Below are 17,580 nucleotides of genomic sequence, written 5' to 3' on the forward strand. Positions count from 1 at the left end.
TATGAAATTTTACTTAGTGAGTCGGTAGACCAAATTACAATTTACAAGCTGCATTATTGTCGCACTCGGTTAATTTTGCTGACAGGGCATCGAGATGCCGCAACCACTGAACGCCACCAACCCAAGTGCGAGAGGGGAGGTGTCCGATTGGTGCTTGCTGACTAAATTTAATCTGCCCTAAAGTAGTAGCAGAATTGTAGGTTTGCCAGTTGACCCGATCGCAAAATCTGATATAGTCTCCCTTAACGCTTTCGTAAATTTGTTTTTGGACGCTGAAGCCAAACCGACCTTGACTGTAGTGCAACCAAAGGCGATCGACTGTTTGCAAATCTTCGCAGGGGATCTGGTAAATTTGGCTAATTTCTAGCTGAGTTCCCGGTTGCTGGGAAAGAGATTGACACATCAAGCCCCAAGTTTCGCGATCGGCTTCTTTCCAATTTTTGTTTGACAAAAAATCTCGCAGTTTGGTATAATTAATTCCCCGGGCAGAAATCAGGGTATGATCTAGATTTGAAATAACAGAGAAGGGAAAATTTTCTGCGGAATTGGCTACGGCATTTGTGGGTAAAATCGGAGAATCAGGAGTTGGTAGCGCGTTGAGATCAGAAGAGTTGTCGCTATGATTAAGAGCAGGAGCGATCGGCTTTTTGGGCGAAAGCAAATGTTGATGGCGAATATCTAAAGCTGCTTTGATATCATCCAAAACTTCCGTAGCAAAACTGTACCGCTGAGTGAGACGAGTTTGTAGCAATTTATCTAAAATTTCACCTAACTCGTCGCTAATACTCGTGGCTTTGGGGAGAAACTCGCGCCACCACCAGCGCTCGTTGTTGCAGTCGTACATATCCAAGGGAGGAACTTGCGTCATCAGGCGAACGCAAGTAACCCCTAAACTGTAAAGGTCGCTAGCAGGAAATACTTTGCCGCGCATTTGTTCGGGAGCTACATAATCTTGACTGCCGATGAGCGTTGCTGAACGGAGTATCGCTGAATCAGTCAGCAGTTTAGCAATGCCGAAATCGATCAATACGAGTTTGTTGTCCGACTGTCTGCGGATAATATTTTCGGGTTTGATGTCGCGGTGAATGACGCGCTTGTCGTGGATAAATTGCAGCACGGGCAATAAGTCTTGCAGCACTTGCCAAATTTGATTTTCATCGTAGACACTCTTGTCTAATTCTTGTTTAAGAGTCTGCCCCTCTATAAACTCTTGAACTAAATAAATATGACCTTCTTGTTCAAAGCAGGCTAATAATGTGGGGATTTGCGGGTGTTGTCCGAGTTCGTCTAAACGGACGCCTTCTTGCCGAAATAATTCAACTGCTTTGTTGAAAATTTCGGGGTCGCGGTCGTAAAAATAAAATTGCTTGACTGCACAGCGGGGTAGAGATGGGATGTCTTCATCAATTGCTAGGAAAGTTTTACCAAATCCGCCTCTACCTAAAAGTTCAATCGGGCGATATCGCTGTCTCAGCAAGAGGTTAAAGCCGCAGTTTAAGCAAAATTTGGCGGTGTGGGAGTTTTGAGGATTTTGACATTCTGGGTTGATACAGTAGCTCATATCGATTTTAGATTTTAGATTTTAGATTTTGGATTGCGGAGAAGAGTTTTTTTTAAACGAACCGCGAAGACGCGAAGCGACGCGAAGGAATAGGGAAAAGAGAAGAGAGAGAAAAGGGATGGTTGATAACTCATGCGGTGTGGGATAAGCTGTCCCGCTTCTGGCGTTGTATTGTTCGGGCGGGCGGGACACCCCACAAGCATTTCATCTGAGATATTGCACCATTCTCAATCAGGCTTTTAGGGGTGGGCTAGAAGATCCCACCCTAAAAGAAATTCATTCTTTGTGGAACAGGCATCTTGCCTGTTCTTAAAAATGGTGTCAGAGGTGAGTTTTATCAAACTGGACTGTAGATGCGCCTGGGCTGATAAGGCTATTTTAATGCGCTGGATCGAATCGGGACGCGGCCAGAGCTGCCGAACCCACGCCCCATGACCGAAAGCATCCAGGATACAAGCCCCCGGGTTCATCCGTGGAGACATAAAAAACCTGTATCCGATAAAGGAGCCCCCGAATTTATCCGTGGGGTCAATTCTAAAATCTAAAATCTAAAATCTAAAATCTAAAATCTAAAATCTAAAATCGATTGAGTGCTGGGGGCGAGATAATTGCCGATCGCCCTGTGCGATCATCGCACAGACCGAAAATTGTGCTAAACTCTTACTGTGCCTGGAATTTAATGCACAATCGATCTGTCCGGTTCAGGGACGCTCAAAAATATTTCAAAATATTTTTGCCTTACCCCTAGACTTGTGCTGAGATCTGGTGCTATAGTTAAAACTGATACGGCGAGCGTAGCCAAGTGGTTAAGGCAGTGGTTTGTGGTACCACCATTCGTGGGTTCAAGTCCCATCGTTCGCCCTTTTGATTCTCAACTGTTTAATACGATCGCCCGTTGCCTGTACGGTAATTTGCGATGCTCTTAGGGTGTGCAGTGCACACCTTAATTTTTTTTGGGATGTCGCGGTTCTGTCGGCACAAGTTCCGATGTGCTAATCTTAAATCCAATCTAAAATCTAAAATCTAAAATCAAAATATGCCATCTTTAGTAACAGAAGATTGGGGATATAAATTTAGTGGCGAGCGCACAATTAATAAGTTTATTCGGGATATAGAAGGAGAAGCGGCTTTAGCGAAATATTGCGATTGGGAATGCAAAGAGCGTGCGGAAATTCTGATGTCGGAGATAGCTGGCAAATCCCACAATCTTTTCTACGTGCGTCGCCAAAAGATAAATGAGAGATTTTCGGAAGAAGAAATCTGGGAATTGCTGCTTGCTACGGATGGAGATGATTTTGAATTACCCGAATTGTTGCAAAAAGCAGATCGCACTTTGCGGTTGTTAACAACTGTACGCTGTGAAGACGGAATCGGCGGTTTAAAACTGCTGGATGCGGGTTTAGTGGCGGTTCCCAGAGGGAGGAAAGATGGGTATTCTTTGCCGGTTCAGTTGCGACTTTTGGCTAACAGTAGATCGCCAATTCCTGCAAAGTCGATCGCCCGCGTCCAACAAATGCCATTTTGGGACGACAGGCACATACCAACTACCGAACAACTAAAAGTTTGGCACACTTTTTTAAATGTGGAAAAACGCATTGCCGAAGCGCGTCAATTTTGCGTACCTTTCCGAGGACACAATTACGGTTCTGGCTTCAAAATCGTCACTTTTGAAATTGAGCGTAATTCCGCAACTCTTGATGGCTACGAGGAAAATCCCTTAGAATTGGGCGACTTTCGCGAAAGGCTAAAAAAGGCGCGAAATGAAGAAATTATTCTGTTTGATTCGCCGCCCGGAAGCAGAAGCAGCCGAGATGGAGAGACATTGGGTAGCATCGCTGAAATTGACTTTGAACATGGTAAATTACGCATTAAGTTAGATGTTGATTTAGGTGATCGCATGGCGGGCGGCAGATATCAAATGCCCAAACAAGGATTCTTGTATTTTGAGGCTGCGGGCGATATCAGTCAGATCGAACGCAAGAAAAAAGCTTTAAAAATGCTGACAGATGGTCGCGCTCAAAATCCCTATTTGAGTGAGTTTTTATTCGACTCTTCTCAGGCGAGAATGCCCGAAAAAATGATTAAATTGGATCGGGAAAACTTATTAAATCGCAATGCTAATGAGGATCAACTTGCTGCCGTAGAAACGGTGCTTTCGGCGCGGGATTTAATTTTGATTCAAGGGCCGCCGGGAACGGGCAAAACGACTGTGATTGCGGAGATTTGCTATCAAATTGCCCGTCAGGGTGGCAAAACGCTAATTGCTTCGCAAGCAAATTTGGCTGTAGACAATGCTTTGAGTCGGTTAGTTCACAATCCGGCGATTCGGGCTTTGCGGAAGGGAAAAGCTCATAAGGTGCAGGAAGAAGGGCAGCCGTTTTTGGAGGAAAATGCGATCGGCACTTGGCTACAAAATACGGCTACTGACTGCGAAGAAAAGCTCTCGCAGCGCCTGACCAATGTCAAATCTTTGCGGCAGTTGGTGGCAGAATCAGAGCGATTTACCGCCTACTGTGCCGCCGAAAGAGATTTTTTTAATGAACTAAAACACCTGCACGACAGCAAAGCAAATATTGAGGAAAAGTGCAACCAACAAGCAGCCGATTATGAACGGAATTTAACCAAAAAAAGCGAGATTGAATGTGTGGTTTCGGGGCTAGAGAATCTACTGGATGCGCCGCAAGTTAACTGGGAATCTCCAGAAGTTGCCGAGTTTATGCCGAGGTTAAAACCCTATTCAGAAGGCAATGTTTTAATAGAAAACTTTATGGCAAATGTTCGGATTGCCACTAGCAATGCTATTCAAATAGGTTTCGATCGCCCTGCTTGCGGCGCGTTTGGGATTGCGGTTTGGCTGCAGGAAACTGTAGCAGCGCAAATATCGGAATTTAAGACGGCATTCGATCGCGCTGATGATGTTTGTCACGCTATGTCGGCGGTTGCAGAGTCGTTGCGGGTGTCGCGGCAGATGTCGGAGGCTGTGAATCAACTCGAATTGGGCGATCGGCAAAATCAGACACACCGCCACAATCTCGAACAGAAAATCAAGAATTTGGAACTGCGAAAAGCGGAAATTGCAGCAGTTGTTGTCGCCGTTGCACAGTGGATTGAGACAGCAGATACGGGACTTTATGAAGTCGTAAAAAATTGCTGGGAAACGGGCGCAATGCTCACGGATGATATGGTAGAATTGCCCGCAGGATTGTTGAAAATTGCCCGATCGCTCAAATTGCCGATCGTGCCGCCCAAATGCAAAATCAATTTGCCCGATTTGGATCGGTTGCAAAAGGCGGTAGCCCACGAAGAAAGCGCAGGTTTTAAGGATATACAAGGGCAACAGTTCCGGTTTAGCGAGTTTTTGCACCTAAATTTGAGTCAAACGCCGATCGTGCTCTCTGCGGGCGATCGTACACAGTGGCAACAACTCGCCAAAGACTTCGCCAGCTACTCCCAAGTCAGCCAAAGTCAGCGCAAATTTATCATCGAAAAAGCTCGCACTTTCTTAGCTAGCATTCAACAATTTTACAGTGAATCATTGCAGCCAAATCATATCCAGGCTACCTTCGATCGCCTAGTCAAAGAATTGCTGCACAGTATCCTCGCCAATGCCCGTCAGTGCGTGGTTCCCCTGAAAACCGAAACCGAACAGCAGCTTATCAAACAGCAACAGTTATTAGATAAAATCGGTCAAACCTTGAGCCAGCAGGAAATAGCCGCCGCTAAACTTCAGGTAGAAACAGCGCAGCAAGAGGCTAACTTAAAAATTAGCGAAGTTACTAATTTGTTGCAAGCAATTGTCCAGCAGCCCCATGTACCTGAAAAATTGCGGATTTTATCCGAACAATATCTCGCCCAAAAATCGAATATTTGGGAGCAGCCGCAGCAGTTTGTCAAGCAAGTTGAGGCTTGGAAAGCAAGCGCGCTTCAGCTTGAAAAATCCATTGCTGAGTTAGATCCTTTTGGGGTTTTGGAAACCATCAAAAACACCCTTGACGAGCATTTCTCCCCGCTACAAATTGCGGCTGCAACTTCGCAGCAGCAACTCGCTCAACTTCAAGCAGAGTTAAGCGAAATTAACGCTCAACTCCAACAGCAGCAACCAACACCAGCATTACTTCTTGAGAGAAATTGGTGGGAGTCAGTATGGCAAACTATCCCCAGTCAATACCAGCCCGAAGTTCCGAATACAGGATTATTTAGTGTAGCTTTTCTGAACAAAATTAACCGTTTATTCAAAACCTGGCAGCGGAAATTAGAGCAAGAAGAAACCGCCCTAAATCGTTCTCAAAACTTTGTAACTGATTGGATTCAAAAACTCCGCAATCCATCAGAAAAAGACCGCAACGATTTAAAGCAAATTTATATTGACAATGCCAACGTAATCGGCATTACTTGCGTGCAAGCTGCCAGTTTCGATTTTACTAAAAACTTTCCCAGCTTTGATGCAGTCATCATTGACGAAGTTAGCAAATGCACTCCCCCAGAGTTATTAATTCCCGCTTTGAAAGGCAGAAAGTTAGTATTAGTGGGCGATCACCGACAATTGCCGCCGATGTTTAATCAAAGTACGATCGACGATATTGCCGAAGACATCGGCTGTACCGGAGACGAACTTAGCTTTATCAAAGAATCTTTGTTTAAAGTATTGTTTGAAACTGCCAGCGACAGCATCAAAAAAATGCTGACAACTCAATACCGAATGCACCCGCAAATCATGGGCGCAATCAATCAGTTTTACCAGCAAAAACTCAACTGTGGCATTCAGGAAGCTGACACCAAGCGCGCCCACAACCTCGCAGGTAGAATCATTCAAGAAAATAATCACATTCTGTGGGTGAAAATGCCCATGGGACAAGGGTTTGAAGAGGAAAAACAGGGTACTTCGCGGTTGAACGTCAAGGAGATTGATGCGATCGAGCGTTTGTGCGAACAAATGGACACAGCTTGGCGGCCCAAAGTTGCCGAGGGTGAACCGCCAAAAGAAATCGGAATCATCACTTTTTATGCTGCTCAATTAAATGCAATTAAAGACAGAATCGAAGGCGATAGATTCCCTGCTTTGAGTATCCGCACTGGTACGGTTGACATATTTCAAGGCATGGAAAGACCTGTAATTATTGTCAGCACTGTGTGTAATAATGTTAGGGGCGATATTGGATTTGCTAAGGAACCAGAACGGGTGAATGTGGCATTTTCCCGGGCTCAAGAATTGCTAGTAGTTGTCGGCTGCCACGATTTATTTACCCAACAAACAGGTACAGTGGGGAAAATGTATCAGGAAGTTTCAAAAACGGTGCGTCACTGCGGAGGTTTCGTAGATGTCTCTAGCGTCCTCAACTAAACCAATTGACTCGAATTTAAGTTCGCTAGCCGAACAGATTGAGCAACAAAATCCGGGTTTGTCGGTGTTGGCGGCGCGTCAATTCCGCTTTGCAATCCGCCAAACTCCGCTGGAGGTGGCGATTAGCGAACCGCGCGAGTTTAACGTGTTGGAAGAGTTCATTTTGCGGGCGGGCGTTGAGTTTGAACCTGCGCCAACTTTGAAGGAATTGGCGGATTTGCTGGGTTTGGATGAGATTTTTGTGAAGACTACGGCGGCGACTCTGGTTAGTTTGGAAAGCTTGGAGGTGGCTGAAAATGGGCAAATTGCGATCGCCCCGCAAGGTAGAGATTTTTTTGCTAAAGGTGCGGTTAGTCGATCGCAAATTCAATCAATTTATGCCATTTCCGATCCGCTGAATCAAACTCTTACCTTTAAATTTGATCCTTTAGCGACAGAATCGGTCAACTTGCCAGATTTAGCAGATTTAATATCCCTAGAACATAAAATTACAGACCTTGCGGATTTAAGTATAGCAGAAATCCAGCCGTTAATTCAAGCTTCCGGCTTAGGAATTCACGTCCCAGAAAACGGCAAAATTGTCTCTGCTTGCGATGTCGTCGGCGACGATTTAGATATTTGGCAAACAGTCTCGATTTTTGTGTTGATAGATGCGATCGAAAATAAAACTACTATTCAAGTCCGACAGGGAAAGCAAATATTAGAAACAGCTTCAAACTTGCTAAACGAACTCGAATCGCAGCAAAAACTTTCCTTAAACGACTTGTGTAAAGTAACCCCAGACACCGCACAGCAAGAATCAGAGACAATCCCCGTCCAGAAAACTCCTAAAAAGCCATCTAAGAAGAAACCCAAGTAAACGATATGATGAGAGCTAAAGTCCTGATTACGAAGTGGTTTGTCGTAAAGACTACAGTCCTGATTAACTGATATCTTGCACCAGGCTCAATTACTTTTTTAGGAACGGGCAAGATGCCCGTTCCACAATAAAATCAAATTTTGTGGAACGGGCATCTTGCCCGTTCTTGACAAGAGTACAACATATAACTATTAACCCACAAATGAGGTGATTGTATAAGGGACAGACTAGATCAATATCGTCAATACCTTCAGACATTAATGAGCCGTTATTCTAAAAAAGTTTTAGACGGCTCTTTAGCAACTAAATTTGGCTGCATTCCCGCCGAAAAACCGAATTCCGCCTCTCGACGGCGCACCCCCATCAATTCAGCGCGAGTGACGGGCTGCGTAGGTTTAAAAGTTCCATCTTGATAGCTGCTAACTATCTTGTTGTCCCGTGCAAATAGAAGTTTTCCGGCACTCCAGTGGGAAATAGGAACGTCGCTATAGGGAGGGATAGAAACATAGCTAGGAAATGTGATATTAGCACCTTGTATTCATTTCAAGGATTCCCAAACTAAAGATACCAATTGCTCTCTGGTAACAGCAAGTTGTGGTCGAAAGGTATTATCTTGAGAAAACCCGGCTACAAACCCCAGGTCCACAGCTTCTTTAATTTCGGAAGCGTAGATATCATCGGTAGCTATCTCCGAATTGTAGAAAAGGCAGTATTGCCTACGGTATTGGTATTTCCTGCGGTATTGGCTGCGGTATTGGTATTTCCTGCGGTATTGGCTGCGGTGATAGCTGCGGTATTGGCTGCGGTGTTGGCTGCGGTGTTGGTATTGGTATTGGTATTGGCTGCGGTATTGCTTCGGTATTGCCTCCGGTATTGCCAATTTCTCCCGGTGCGGATTGATTGGTAGTGAAATAAAAGTGGCCTAATGTGCGGCCTTGGTAAGCTCTTTTACTCAAGCGCCAAGCAGGATCGAGACTGATTTTCATGAAGTCGTTAACATCGCCGTTTGTGCGACCGATAACCACCGATTTACCTTGGTAATCTACCGGAGTTCCAATTAGTAAAACATTGCCATCAACAGTTTCCAAAGTTAGGGTGTATTTTAATGCTAAATCTGTGCCTGCCATGCGAATTGAAAAGCCGTTGCTGTCTGTTGCGCGGCCACAAATACCCGTGAAATCAAAACTAACTAATAAGGGATCGACTTTCACGGGATTAGAGCCACTTTCGCTCCAGCATTTTCGCGTGTCAGAGACTTGTTCTAGAACTAGCAATTGGTAGCCGCCGAAAGGGCGGGGTTGGGCGATGACAATTACTCGGTCTTGGTTAATGTCGGTTTCGTCAAAAGTAAATGCTTTAGCCGAACCGATCGCCCCAAGTGTTAAAATTGCTGAACCTGCCAGTGCGGCCACTGTTCGTACAAGTGAATGTTTCATGATTTTTCCCTATTGGCTCCTTATGGTGATGAGACTTATCTAGAATATAAAAAAGTCGCCCTCTTCAGACAACAAGATAGAATTTTACCATCTCTTGTTCCGGTGATACCAAGTGCGATCGATCGCCGATCGTCACATTGGTTCGTAGTGAAAACTCAACTCCGAGCGAATTTTATGAGGACTTGAGTCCTCCCTACAAAGTTATAAGCGTTATTTTACCGAGGAACTTGATAAGCTGTTCGACCTCTAAATTGTATTTTCCGGGCGGGCGCGACGCCCAATCCACAAGAATTTGATGGGACTTGAGAGTAAAAGTTAGATGAGACTGGGCTGATTACTTGCGGGAAATGATCGCACTCTTCACAAAAAAATGGTGCGTTACACTCTTGTTAACGCACCCTAAAACAAACATTCAAAAACTGTCTTTGCCCTCTAGCGGAACATACTGCTAACAGAACTATCTTCGTGAATCCGCCAAATAGTTTCTCCGAGCAAATTGGCTACCGAAAGCACCGTCAACTGCTGAAAACGGTTCTCTTCAGGCACAGGAATTGTATTCGTAACAATTACCTCTTCCAAAACCCCGCTAGACAAACGCTCGATCGCCGGAGGCGAAAACACCGCATGAGTAGCACAAGCATAAACCTGCCTCGCACCCTCGCGGCGCAACAATCTCGCACCTTCAGAAATCGTGCCGGCAGTATCGATCATGTCGTCCACCAACACAGCAGTTTTGCCCCTGACATCACCGATAAGATTCATCACTTCTGCCACGTTGTGAGCTTGGCGGCGCTTGTCAATAATTGCCAGGGGAGCATCACCAAGCTTTTTGGCAAAAGCTCTCGCCCTAGCGACTCCGCCAACATCCGGCGAAACCACAACAATATCCGTCAATTGCTTGCTCGCCAGATAATCTAAAAGCACCGGCGAACCGTAAACGTGATCGAAAGGAATGTCAAAATAACCTTGAATCTGAGCCGAGTGCAAATCCATCGCCAAAATGCGACCGGCCCCAGCTTCCGTAATCAAATTAGCCACTAATTTTGCAGTAATCGACTCTCTTCCGGCCGTTTTGCGGTCAGCCCTAGCATATCCGTAATAGGGGATGACGGCAGTAATTTGTCTGGCCGAAGCGCGGCGACAAGCATCGATCATAATTAACAATTCCATGAGGCGATCGTTTACCGGACAGCAAGTTGGCTGAATCAAGTAAACATCGCAACCCCGAATCGATTCTTGAATTTGAACGTAGAGTTCCCCATCAGCAAACCGCTTGCGAACCATCGGCCCCAAATCAATCCCCAGATAGCGAGCCACCTCTTGGGCGAGGGGAATATTAGCAGAACCGGAGAACAGCCGCAGACGGTCATGAGCGGAAACCGGCGGCTCGGGAAGCGGAAGCGGTAAAGTAGCAGAACGGATCACAGCAGGCCTCTTGCAGGACGTTTATTCCATCGCTATCTTACCATCTGAAACTAGAAATATTCAGCCAATTTTTTAATAGATTTAACTTTCGGGGCGGCCACAAGTGTGAAGTTAGGCGAATTGAATAGGACTTGCAGAAATATGTCCAACAAATCCGGTTTCTACCCCACATTCGGTATCCTTAACGGTCAGAATCGGTTTTTACTTATTTTTATCCAGCAATAAAACTATGAATTATACTTGAATACCGTACATTAACGGATATAAAACTTTTTAAAGGCATAATTTATTACTGTAAAGATAGAGTTTTCTGCGTAATTATGCTGTATGACACGCCAGGGTGTGGAATGTGGGTTGTAGCGAACTCTGTACTGGCAGAAGTACGATCGCACTTGTACCCCTGCGTCTAAAAATTCTGGCGTGAGTCAATTTGGGGCTGAGGCTGGAAGTCTAGCCACCCAAAATTCAGTCGAAAGCCGAAGGCATCCGGGTTCAATGCGATAAAAAAGCCACCAACAGGCAATAAACTGGAAAAATACTGTAAAAAAAGTTAAGAATCGGAGCATACTCCAGATTTTTGATATCGGGCAAAGCAAGGTAGAAATCGATGAGCTTAAGAGAACGCATTGACGAAGAAATCAAAGCAGCCATGAAGTCCAAGGACAAAGTTCGCTTGGAAACAGTTCGCGGCATCAAGAAATTTATTCTCGAAAAAGAAGTCAGCCTTCGTCCCTCTGGCCAAGAGACGCTGACAGAAGCTCAAGAAATGGAAATTTTGATGCAAATAGCCAAACAGCGCCGGGATTCGATCGAACAATACCGCAAAGGTGGCCGCGAAGATTTAGTGGCACAAGAGGAGGCGGAGTTAGCAATTGTTGAAGAGTATTTGCCACCCCAGATGTCAGACGAAGAGGTGAGTCAAGTCGTTGACGAAGTGATTGCCTCGGTTGGCGCTACTTCTGCAAAAGATATGGGCAAGGTGATGGGCAAGGCAATGCAGCAGCTTAAGGGCAAAGCAGACGGTAACAGAATTCAAGACATGGTGAAAGCAAAGCTTAACAGTTGACAGTTGACAGTTGACAGTTGGCAGTTGACAGTTGCCAGTAGTCAGTTGCCAGTAGTCAGTTGACAGTTGGCAGTTGACAGTTGACAGTTGGCAGTTGACAGTTGGCAGTTGACAGTAGACATCTCGCATAAATCATCTCAAGCTTTATAGAGATGTATGGGTTAGGCCGGGGGGCGACAATTTATTAGGGCTAAGACCAAAGAACCCGGTTTCTACGAAAAATCGTGCATTTCTTCTTTGAGATATTGACGCAGAAACCGGGTTTTTGATCGGATATGCAGGTGGCAACCTCTGTGTTTTCGTGAAAAAACCCGGTTTCTGACCATCCTGGCGTCCAAGAATGTCAAAAAAATGTAAAATACTAACTTTGGTCGGGACTGGGGACTACAGAGAGTGAAGTATGCTCAAGAGCATTAAAGACCTAGCATTACTAAGTCTGTGAGCGATCGTCTATTTTTTAACAGTTTCAGCTTAAACTTATGCAGCCACCTATTGCTATTGGAACTCTCCTACAAAACCGCTACCGCTTGGTGAATATTTTAGGTCAAGGAGGATTTGGCCGGACTTATTTAGTAGAAGATTTGGGACGGTTTCAAGAACGCTGCGCCCTGAAGGAATTGATTCCGGTGCAAAGCGGGCCTTACGTTTTGGAAAAATCGAAGGAATTGTTTCAAAGAGAGGCGGCAATACTTTACCAAATTGGGCACCCACAAATTCCCCAGTTTCGGGCAATATTTGAAGAGAACCAGCGTTTGTTTTTAGTGCAGGATTACGTGGAAGGGATGACTTACCGCGAACTAATGCTCGATCGAACTTCAAATGGTCGCAGCTTCACCGAAGCCGAAGTCTTGGTATTCATCCGGCAAATGCTGCCGGTACTGGCTCACATCCACGCCCGCGGCATCATCCACCGCGACATCTCCCCAGAAAATATCATCCGGCGGGAAAACGACCAGTTGCCGGTGCTGATTGACTTTGGAGTGGTGAAGGAACTCGCCACCAAAGTCCAGTCTCCCGAAGGAACAGCCCACGCGACAACAGTCGGTAAAATCGGCTACGCGCCGATGGAACAGTTGCAAAGCGGGCGGGCAACAGCCAGCAGCGACCTCTACGCTTTAGCTGTAACGGCGATCGTCCTGCTGACAGGCAAAGAACCGCAGGAATTGCTCGATCAAACAACGCTGCAGTGGAATTGGCAGCAACAAGCGCAGGTGAGCACAGGTTTGGCTTTGGTTCTCAATCGGATGTTGAGTCGGTCTCCGGGCGATCGATATCAATCTGTCAGCGAAGTCGCCCAAGCACTCGACGCCCAAACTAATCCTAAACCTAGCCAGCCAACTGTACCGCCCGCGCAGCCAGCAGTGGTGCCGCCAAATCCTTCGCTAATAGCAACGGTGGCCGTGGGCAGACCGCCCGAGCCCGCCGCCCAGAGTTCCCACCCCCAAAAAAACCAACCAGACCCGTTAATTGAGCCTGCTGCCGACACTTTTTGGGACAATCCCATTGCTGCGATCGGACTGCTGGCGGGCTTAGTAATCTTGACGGGCTTCGGTTCATGGGCTTTAGTCGGCTCATTTCTCAACAATTCGCGCCCCAAACCCACTCCGACAGGGCCAGCACTGACAAGTCCAACGCCGACACTAACTCCGATACCAAACCCGCTACCTTTGCCAACCCCAACCCCACAACCTTTACCAACCCCAACCCCGCAACCTTTGCCGGAACCAAGCCCAGAACCTTTGCCGGAACCAACCCTAGAACCTTTGCCGGAACCCAGCCCAGAACCTTTGCCGGAACCGAACCCAGAACCTTTGCCGGAACCCAGCCCAGAACCTTTGCCGGAACCCAGCCCAGAACCAAGCCCAGCGCCAACTCCGACACCAAAACCGACGCCAGCGCCGGCTCCAGCGCCCAAACCGGCGCCCAAACCGGCGCCCGCACCAACACCCGCACCCAAACCAACTCCCGCGCCGTCCCCAACACCCGCACCAACACCCGCACCAACACCCGCACCGTCGCCGGAACCTGCCCCAACACCCGCACCGTCGCCGGAACCTGCTCCAACTCCCGCACCAACACCGGAACCTGCTCCAACACCCGCACCGTCGCCGCAACCGGAACCGGAACCCGCGCCGTCACCGGAACCAGCACCAACACCCGCACCATCGCCCGAACTCTAAACTTCTGGCAAAATTCCCCTAGACTGAGGTTGATGCCAATTAATTGTTAGCTATTTGCCAATGAACTCGCTGCTAATTGCTGGAACTGATACCGACGCGGGCAAAACTGTTTTGACCAGCGCTCTGGCTGCTTATTGGCAAATGTATTTTCCCGATCGCAGTTTGGGAATTATGAAACTCATGCAAACGGGAACGGGCGATCGCGAACTCTACACCCGTTTGTTTCCCCTCGACCAATCCCCCGAAGAACTCAATCCGCTGCACTTTGATGCGCCTTTAGCACCACCGATTGCTGCGGAACGGGAGGGGAGACGTATTGAACTCGAAAAGGTCTGGACGGCTTGGCAAAGCCTCTCGGAGCGCAAGGATTTTGTGTTGGTGGAAGCTTTGGGAGGGCTGGGCTCGCCTGTAACGTGGGAACTGACTGTAGCCGATATTGCCAGGGATTGGCGGCTGAGGGGGGTTTTGGTAGTACCTGTGAAGTTGGGGGCGATCGGGCAAGCTGTGGCGAATGTTGCTCTCGCCAGACACACTGGTTTTAAGCTGAGAGGAATTGTGCTTAATTGCGTTAAAGCTTATTCTGAACAAGAAATTGCCGATTTAGCGCCCGTTGATTTGATCCAGTCGCTGACTCAAATACCTGTGTTGGGTATTTTGCCGCATTTAGATGACCCAACTGACCTTGCTAAATTAGCTAAAATTGCTTCAGATTTAGATTTAGAACGGTTACTGCCAGGGGTTAATTTAGTTGCTCAGACTTCTAAATAACCCTATTCTCAACACCTCTCTTTCTCATTCCTCTCTTCCTCTGCGTACTCTGCGTCCTCTGCGGTTCATTTAAAAAAAATCTCCTGCACAACTCAGATAAGAATGAAGAAGATTTTCTTTTAACCGCAGAGAGCGCAGAGAGCGCAGAGAAAGAGAAGAGAGAGTTTCACAAATTATTCGGGTTTGCTATAATTAGTGATTACCATTTATTAAGTGATTAAATCTAAAACCTCATCAAAAAAAAAGGAGAATAAAACATGGTTTCTACTGTACCAAATTTAACCTCTGTCGATTTATCTCAATTGCGGCTGGAAATTAGAAATTTGCAGCCTCAGCTAGTCGAATGGCGTCGCCTTTTGCATCAAAAACCGGAGTTGAGTTTTGATGAAAATTTAACGGCGCAGTTTATCTCACAAAAGTTGCAGGAATGGGGAATAGATCATGAAACTAATATTGCTAAAACTGGTATTGTCGCCACTATAGACAGCGGCAAACCGGGGCAGGTTTTGGCAATTCGGGCGGATATGGATGCTTTGCCTATTCAAGAAGAAAATGAGGTGGATTATCGATCGCAGCATGATGGAATTATGCACGCTTGCGGTCACGATGGCCACACTGCGATCGCCCTTGGTACTGTTTGTTATCTAGCCAAGCACAAACACAGCTTTTCGGGTAAAGTAAAATTTATATTTCAGCCCGCCGAAGAAGGCCCAGGAGGCGCAAAACCGATGATTGAAGCGGGAGTTTTGAAGAATCCTGATGTTGATGCGATCGTCGGCTTGCATTTGTGGAACAATCTACCTTTGGGCACTGTAGGCGTTCGCAGCGGCGCGCTGATGGCGGCTGTCGAAGTTTTTGACTGCACGATTTTTGGCAAAGGCGGGCACGGCGCAATGCCACATCAGACTGTGGACTCGATCGTAGTTACAGCCCAAATTGTCAGCGCTTTGCAGGCAATTGTCGCGCGGAACATTGACCCGATCGACTCAGCGGTAGTAACTGTCGGCAAATTCCACGCAGGCCACACCCACAACGTCATTGCCGACACCGCTCAAATCGGTGGCACGGTGCGCTATTTCAATCCAGTATATCAAGGTTATTTTGCAAACCGAATCGAGCAAGTAATTGCCGGAATTTGTCAAAGTCACGGGGCAAATTACCAATTAGATTATTGTGCGCTTTATCCGCCAGTTATTAATGATTCGAGAATAGCTGAATTGGTTCGCGGCGTTGCAGAATCAGTTGTCGAAACTCCTGCAGGAATCGTGCCGGAATGTCAAACAATGGGCGGCGAGGATATGTCATTCTTTTTGCAAGAAGTTCCCGGTTGCTATTTCTTTTTAGGTTCAGCAAATCCAGAAAAAAACTTGGCTTACCCGCACCATCACCCACGCTTTGATTTTGATGAAACTGCGCTGGGGATGGGTGTAGAAATGTTTGTGCGGTGTGTGGAAAAGTTTTGTGTCATGTAAATCAGGCTTTTAGGGGCGGGCTAGCAGCCCACCCTACAAGAAAATTTAGTTTTTCTAGAACAAGCAAATTCATATCTTGTGGAACAGGCATCTTGCCTGTTCATGAGAATGGTACAACATCTCAGATATTACCGAGTTTGGAAGATATTCTGCACCATTTTCTTATCTACACTCGCCGCCGCCTTATCCAATTCGGCAATCTCCCCGGAGTTTAACTCCCAGCCCAAAGCACCAATATTATCCCTCGCCTGTGCCGCAGATTTCGCCCCCGGAATCGGAATAGTTTCTTTGCAGATGCACCAGTTAATTGCTATCTGGGAAACAGTCTTGTTTCTGAATGTCGCTATTTCTCGCAAACACTCCAAAAGCGATCGCATTCCCGGAAGTAGCTGCTTGCACGCCAAACCTCGGATACCTTTAGGAAGAGAGCCGTTTTCGGAATATTTACCCGTCAGCAACCCCAAGGCTAGAGGACTGTAAGCAATCAATTTTATTCCCAATTCATCGCAAACATCTTTCAATCCGAGTTCTGTCACCGGATAGGTGGAAAGTAGCGAATATTGCACTTGTAAAGTAACAATAGGAATTTGGAGATCGCTAAATTTCCGATGCACCCATTTCAGCCGTTTCGGCCCGTAATTAGACAAGCCCACTCCCTTGACCAATCCTTGCTCATAAAGGTCAGCCAAACCATCTAAAAGAGCACCCTCTTGCCAAGGAGCGTAATTGGCTGTAGACCAGTGCATTTGCACCAAATCTACATTTTTTCCGAGGCGCGCCGCAGAGGCTTTGCCAGCCGATATCATTGATTGTCGCGTCAGTCTCCAAGGATAAGCAGCCAGTTTTGTCGCAATACAAATACTGTCTTTGTTTGCACCTTGATATTGTTGAGAAAATTCCCCCAAAAGCTGCTCGCTGCGTCCGTTTAATTTCCCTGTTCCGTAAGAGTCGCCGGTATCGAATAAAGTGACGCCGTTACTAACACAAAGATTGAAAACGGCTTGCAATTCCTCGTCCATACTTTCATTGTAGCCCCAGAGGAATCTGTTGCCCCATGCCCAAGTGCCGCAGCCCATTTTTGGCAGTAAAAGTTTTTGGTTAGTTGGCATTTTTATTGATGGTAGTTGTTGGTAATATGGATATTTTATAGGAACATAACTCGGTATCGCCTAGCCCCCAGTAGAGCTGTTTCATTCTGCCACAGGCCGCCAGGGACTCAAGTCCCTGTCTAATAGCATAAGTCGGTTAAAACCGACTCAAATAGTAATTTCAATTTTGAAAATTAGAGTTACACATATATTCAGCGCTAACTCTATACAAAAACAGCTTTGATAGAATTGCTACAGTCGTCTAAAGACGACTTCAGCTATGAGACAGGGGTTTAAACCCCTGTCGGACCATTGGTGACAAGTTAAGACTGTAAGTCTTTTGTCAAGAGGCTTTTAGAGAATTGTTGAAAAAAAACTGGTCAG

Annotated in this window: 12 protein-coding genes, 1 tRNA gene and 1 pseudogene; 8 read left to right on the forward strand and 6 right to left on the reverse strand. The window is 46.4% G+C overall.

Annotation, left to right across the window (positions count from 1 at the left end; genetic code table 11):
• Positions 1-34: 34 nt before the first annotated feature.
• On the reverse strand, positions 35-1,561 hold the full coding sequence (locus tag QUA03_RS18595) for a serine/threonine-protein kinase (protein WP_333213811.1): 1,527 nt from the start codon (positions 1,559-1,561) through the stop codon (positions 35-37).
• A 788-nt stretch (positions 1,562-2,349) separates the two neighbouring features.
• Here QUA03_RS18595 and QUA03_RS18600 point away from each other — a divergent pair.
• From QUA03_RS18600 to QUA03_RS18615, 4 genes are all read left to right on the forward strand, one after another.
• Positions 2,350-2,422, forward strand: a tRNA-His gene (locus tag QUA03_RS18600).
• Between the two features lie 175 nt (positions 2,423-2,597).
• The gene (locus QUA03_RS18605) at positions 2,598-6,902 is read left to right on the forward strand and encodes an AAA domain-containing protein (protein ID WP_333213813.1); all 4,305 of its coding nucleotides are present in this window, start codon (positions 2,598-2,600) and stop codon (positions 6,900-6,902) included.
• Positions 6,880-7,761, forward strand: coding sequence for a hypothetical protein (locus QUA03_RS18610; protein ID WP_333213815.1), 882 nt, complete (start codon positions 6,880-6,882; stop codon positions 7,759-7,761). The genes QUA03_RS18605 and QUA03_RS18610 overlap by 23 nt, the downstream gene beginning before the upstream one ends.
• 260 nt (positions 7,762-8,021) lie before the next feature.
• The gene (locus QUA03_RS18615) at positions 8,022-8,174 is read left to right on the forward strand and encodes a hypothetical protein (protein ID WP_333213817.1); all 153 of its coding nucleotides are present in this window, start codon (positions 8,022-8,024) and stop codon (positions 8,172-8,174) included.
• Positions 8,175-8,185: 11 nt separating this feature from the next.
• On the opposite strand, the pseudogene QUA03_RS18620 reads toward QUA03_RS18615, so the two are convergent.
• The 4 genes and pseudogenes from QUA03_RS18620 to QUA03_RS18635 all read right to left on the reverse strand — a co-directional run.
• Positions 8,186-8,299: pseudogene (locus QUA03_RS18620) on the reverse strand (hypothetical protein); the annotation flags it as partial.
• Positions 8,300-8,449 carry an S-layer homology domain-containing protein gene (locus QUA03_RS18625; protein WP_333213831.1) on the reverse strand — a complete coding sequence of 50 codons (150 nt, stop codon included), beginning with the start codon at positions 8,447-8,449 and terminating at the stop codon, positions 8,300-8,302.
• Between the two features lie 28 nt (positions 8,450-8,477).
• A complete protein-coding gene (locus QUA03_RS18630) occupies positions 8,478-9,197 on the reverse strand; it encodes a DUF3747 domain-containing protein (protein ID WP_333213819.1) in 720 nt (239 codons plus the stop codon).
• Between the two features lie 432 nt (positions 9,198-9,629).
• A complete protein-coding gene (locus tag QUA03_RS18635) occupies positions 9,630-10,622 on the reverse strand; it encodes a ribose-phosphate pyrophosphokinase (protein ID WP_333213821.1) in 993 nt (330 codons plus the stop codon).
• 607 nt (positions 10,623-11,229) lie between these two features.
• Here QUA03_RS18635 and QUA03_RS18640 point away from each other — a divergent pair.
• The 4 genes from QUA03_RS18640 (at position 11,230) to QUA03_RS18655 (ending at position 16,108) form a co-directional block, all read left to right on the forward strand.
• A complete protein-coding gene (locus QUA03_RS18640) occupies positions 11,230-11,688 on the forward strand; it encodes a GatB/YqeY domain-containing protein (RefSeq protein ID WP_006635515.1) in 459 nt (152 codons plus the stop codon).
• A 479-nt stretch (positions 11,689-12,167) separates the two neighbouring features.
• A complete protein-coding gene (locus QUA03_RS18645) occupies positions 12,168-13,868 on the forward strand; it encodes a serine/threonine-protein kinase (RefSeq protein ID WP_333213823.1) in 1,701 nt (566 codons plus the stop codon).
• Between the two features lie 60 nt (positions 13,869-13,928).
• Positions 13,929-14,636 (forward strand): dethiobiotin synthase, encoded by a 708-nt coding sequence (bioD, locus tag QUA03_RS18650; RefSeq protein ID WP_333213825.1) that lies wholly within the window; start codon positions 13,929-13,931, stop codon positions 14,634-14,636.
• A 257-nt stretch (positions 14,637-14,893) separates the two neighbouring features.
• Positions 14,894-16,108 carry a M20 family metallopeptidase gene (locus QUA03_RS18655; RefSeq protein ID WP_333213827.1) on the forward strand — a complete coding sequence of 405 codons (1,215 nt, stop codon included), beginning with the start codon at positions 14,894-14,896 and terminating at the stop codon, positions 16,106-16,108.
• A 128-nt stretch (positions 16,109-16,236) separates the two neighbouring features.
• Here QUA03_RS18655 and QUA03_RS18660 read toward each other — a convergent pair whose 3' ends face one another.
• Positions 16,237-17,217 carry an aldo/keto reductase gene (locus QUA03_RS18660; RefSeq protein ID WP_333213829.1) on the reverse strand — a complete coding sequence of 327 codons (981 nt, stop codon included), beginning with the start codon at positions 17,215-17,217 and terminating at the stop codon, positions 16,237-16,239.
• Positions 17,218-17,580 lie beyond the last annotated feature (363 nt).

The sequence above is a fragment of the Microcoleus sp. S36b_A4 genome (assembly GCF_036700645.1).
Lineage (GTDB): Bacteria > Cyanobacteriota > Cyanobacteriia > Cyanobacteriales > Microcoleaceae > Microcoleus.

Excerpts from the sequence above, each read along its gene's own strand:
- QUA03_RS18605 (WP_333213813.1), top strand. The coding sequence starts at position 2,598 with ATGCCATCTTTAGTAACAGAAGATTGGGGATATAAATTTAGTGGCGAG.
- QUA03_RS18655 (WP_333213827.1), top strand. The coding sequence starts at position 14,894 with ATGGTTTCTACTGTACCAAATTTAACCTCTGTCGATTTATCTCAATTG.
- QUA03_RS18660 (WP_333213829.1), bottom strand. The coding sequence starts at position 17,217 with ATGCCAACTAACCAAAAACTTTTACTGCCAAAAATGGGCTGCGGCACT.
- QUA03_RS18595 (WP_333213811.1), bottom strand. The coding sequence starts at position 1,561 with ATGAGCTACTGTATCAACCCAGAATGTCAAAATCCTCAAAACTCCCAC.
- QUA03_RS18630 (WP_333213819.1), bottom strand. The coding sequence starts at position 9,197 with ATGAAACATTCACTTGTACGAACAGTGGCCGCACTGGCAGGTTCAGCA.
- bioD (WP_333213825.1), top strand. The coding sequence starts at position 13,929 with ATGAACTCGCTGCTAATTGCTGGAACTGATACCGACGCGGGCAAAACT.
- QUA03_RS18645 (WP_333213823.1), top strand. The coding sequence starts at position 12,168 with ATGCAGCCACCTATTGCTATTGGAACTCTCCTACAAAACCGCTACCGC.
- QUA03_RS18615 (WP_333213817.1), top strand. The coding sequence starts at position 8,022 with ATGAGCCGTTATTCTAAAAAAGTTTTAGACGGCTCTTTAGCAACTAAA.
- QUA03_RS18640 (WP_006635515.1), top strand. The coding sequence starts at position 11,230 with ATGAGCTTAAGAGAACGCATTGACGAAGAAATCAAAGCAGCCATGAAG.
- QUA03_RS18610 (WP_333213815.1), top strand. The coding sequence starts at position 6,880 with ATGTCTCTAGCGTCCTCAACTAAACCAATTGACTCGAATTTAAGTTCG.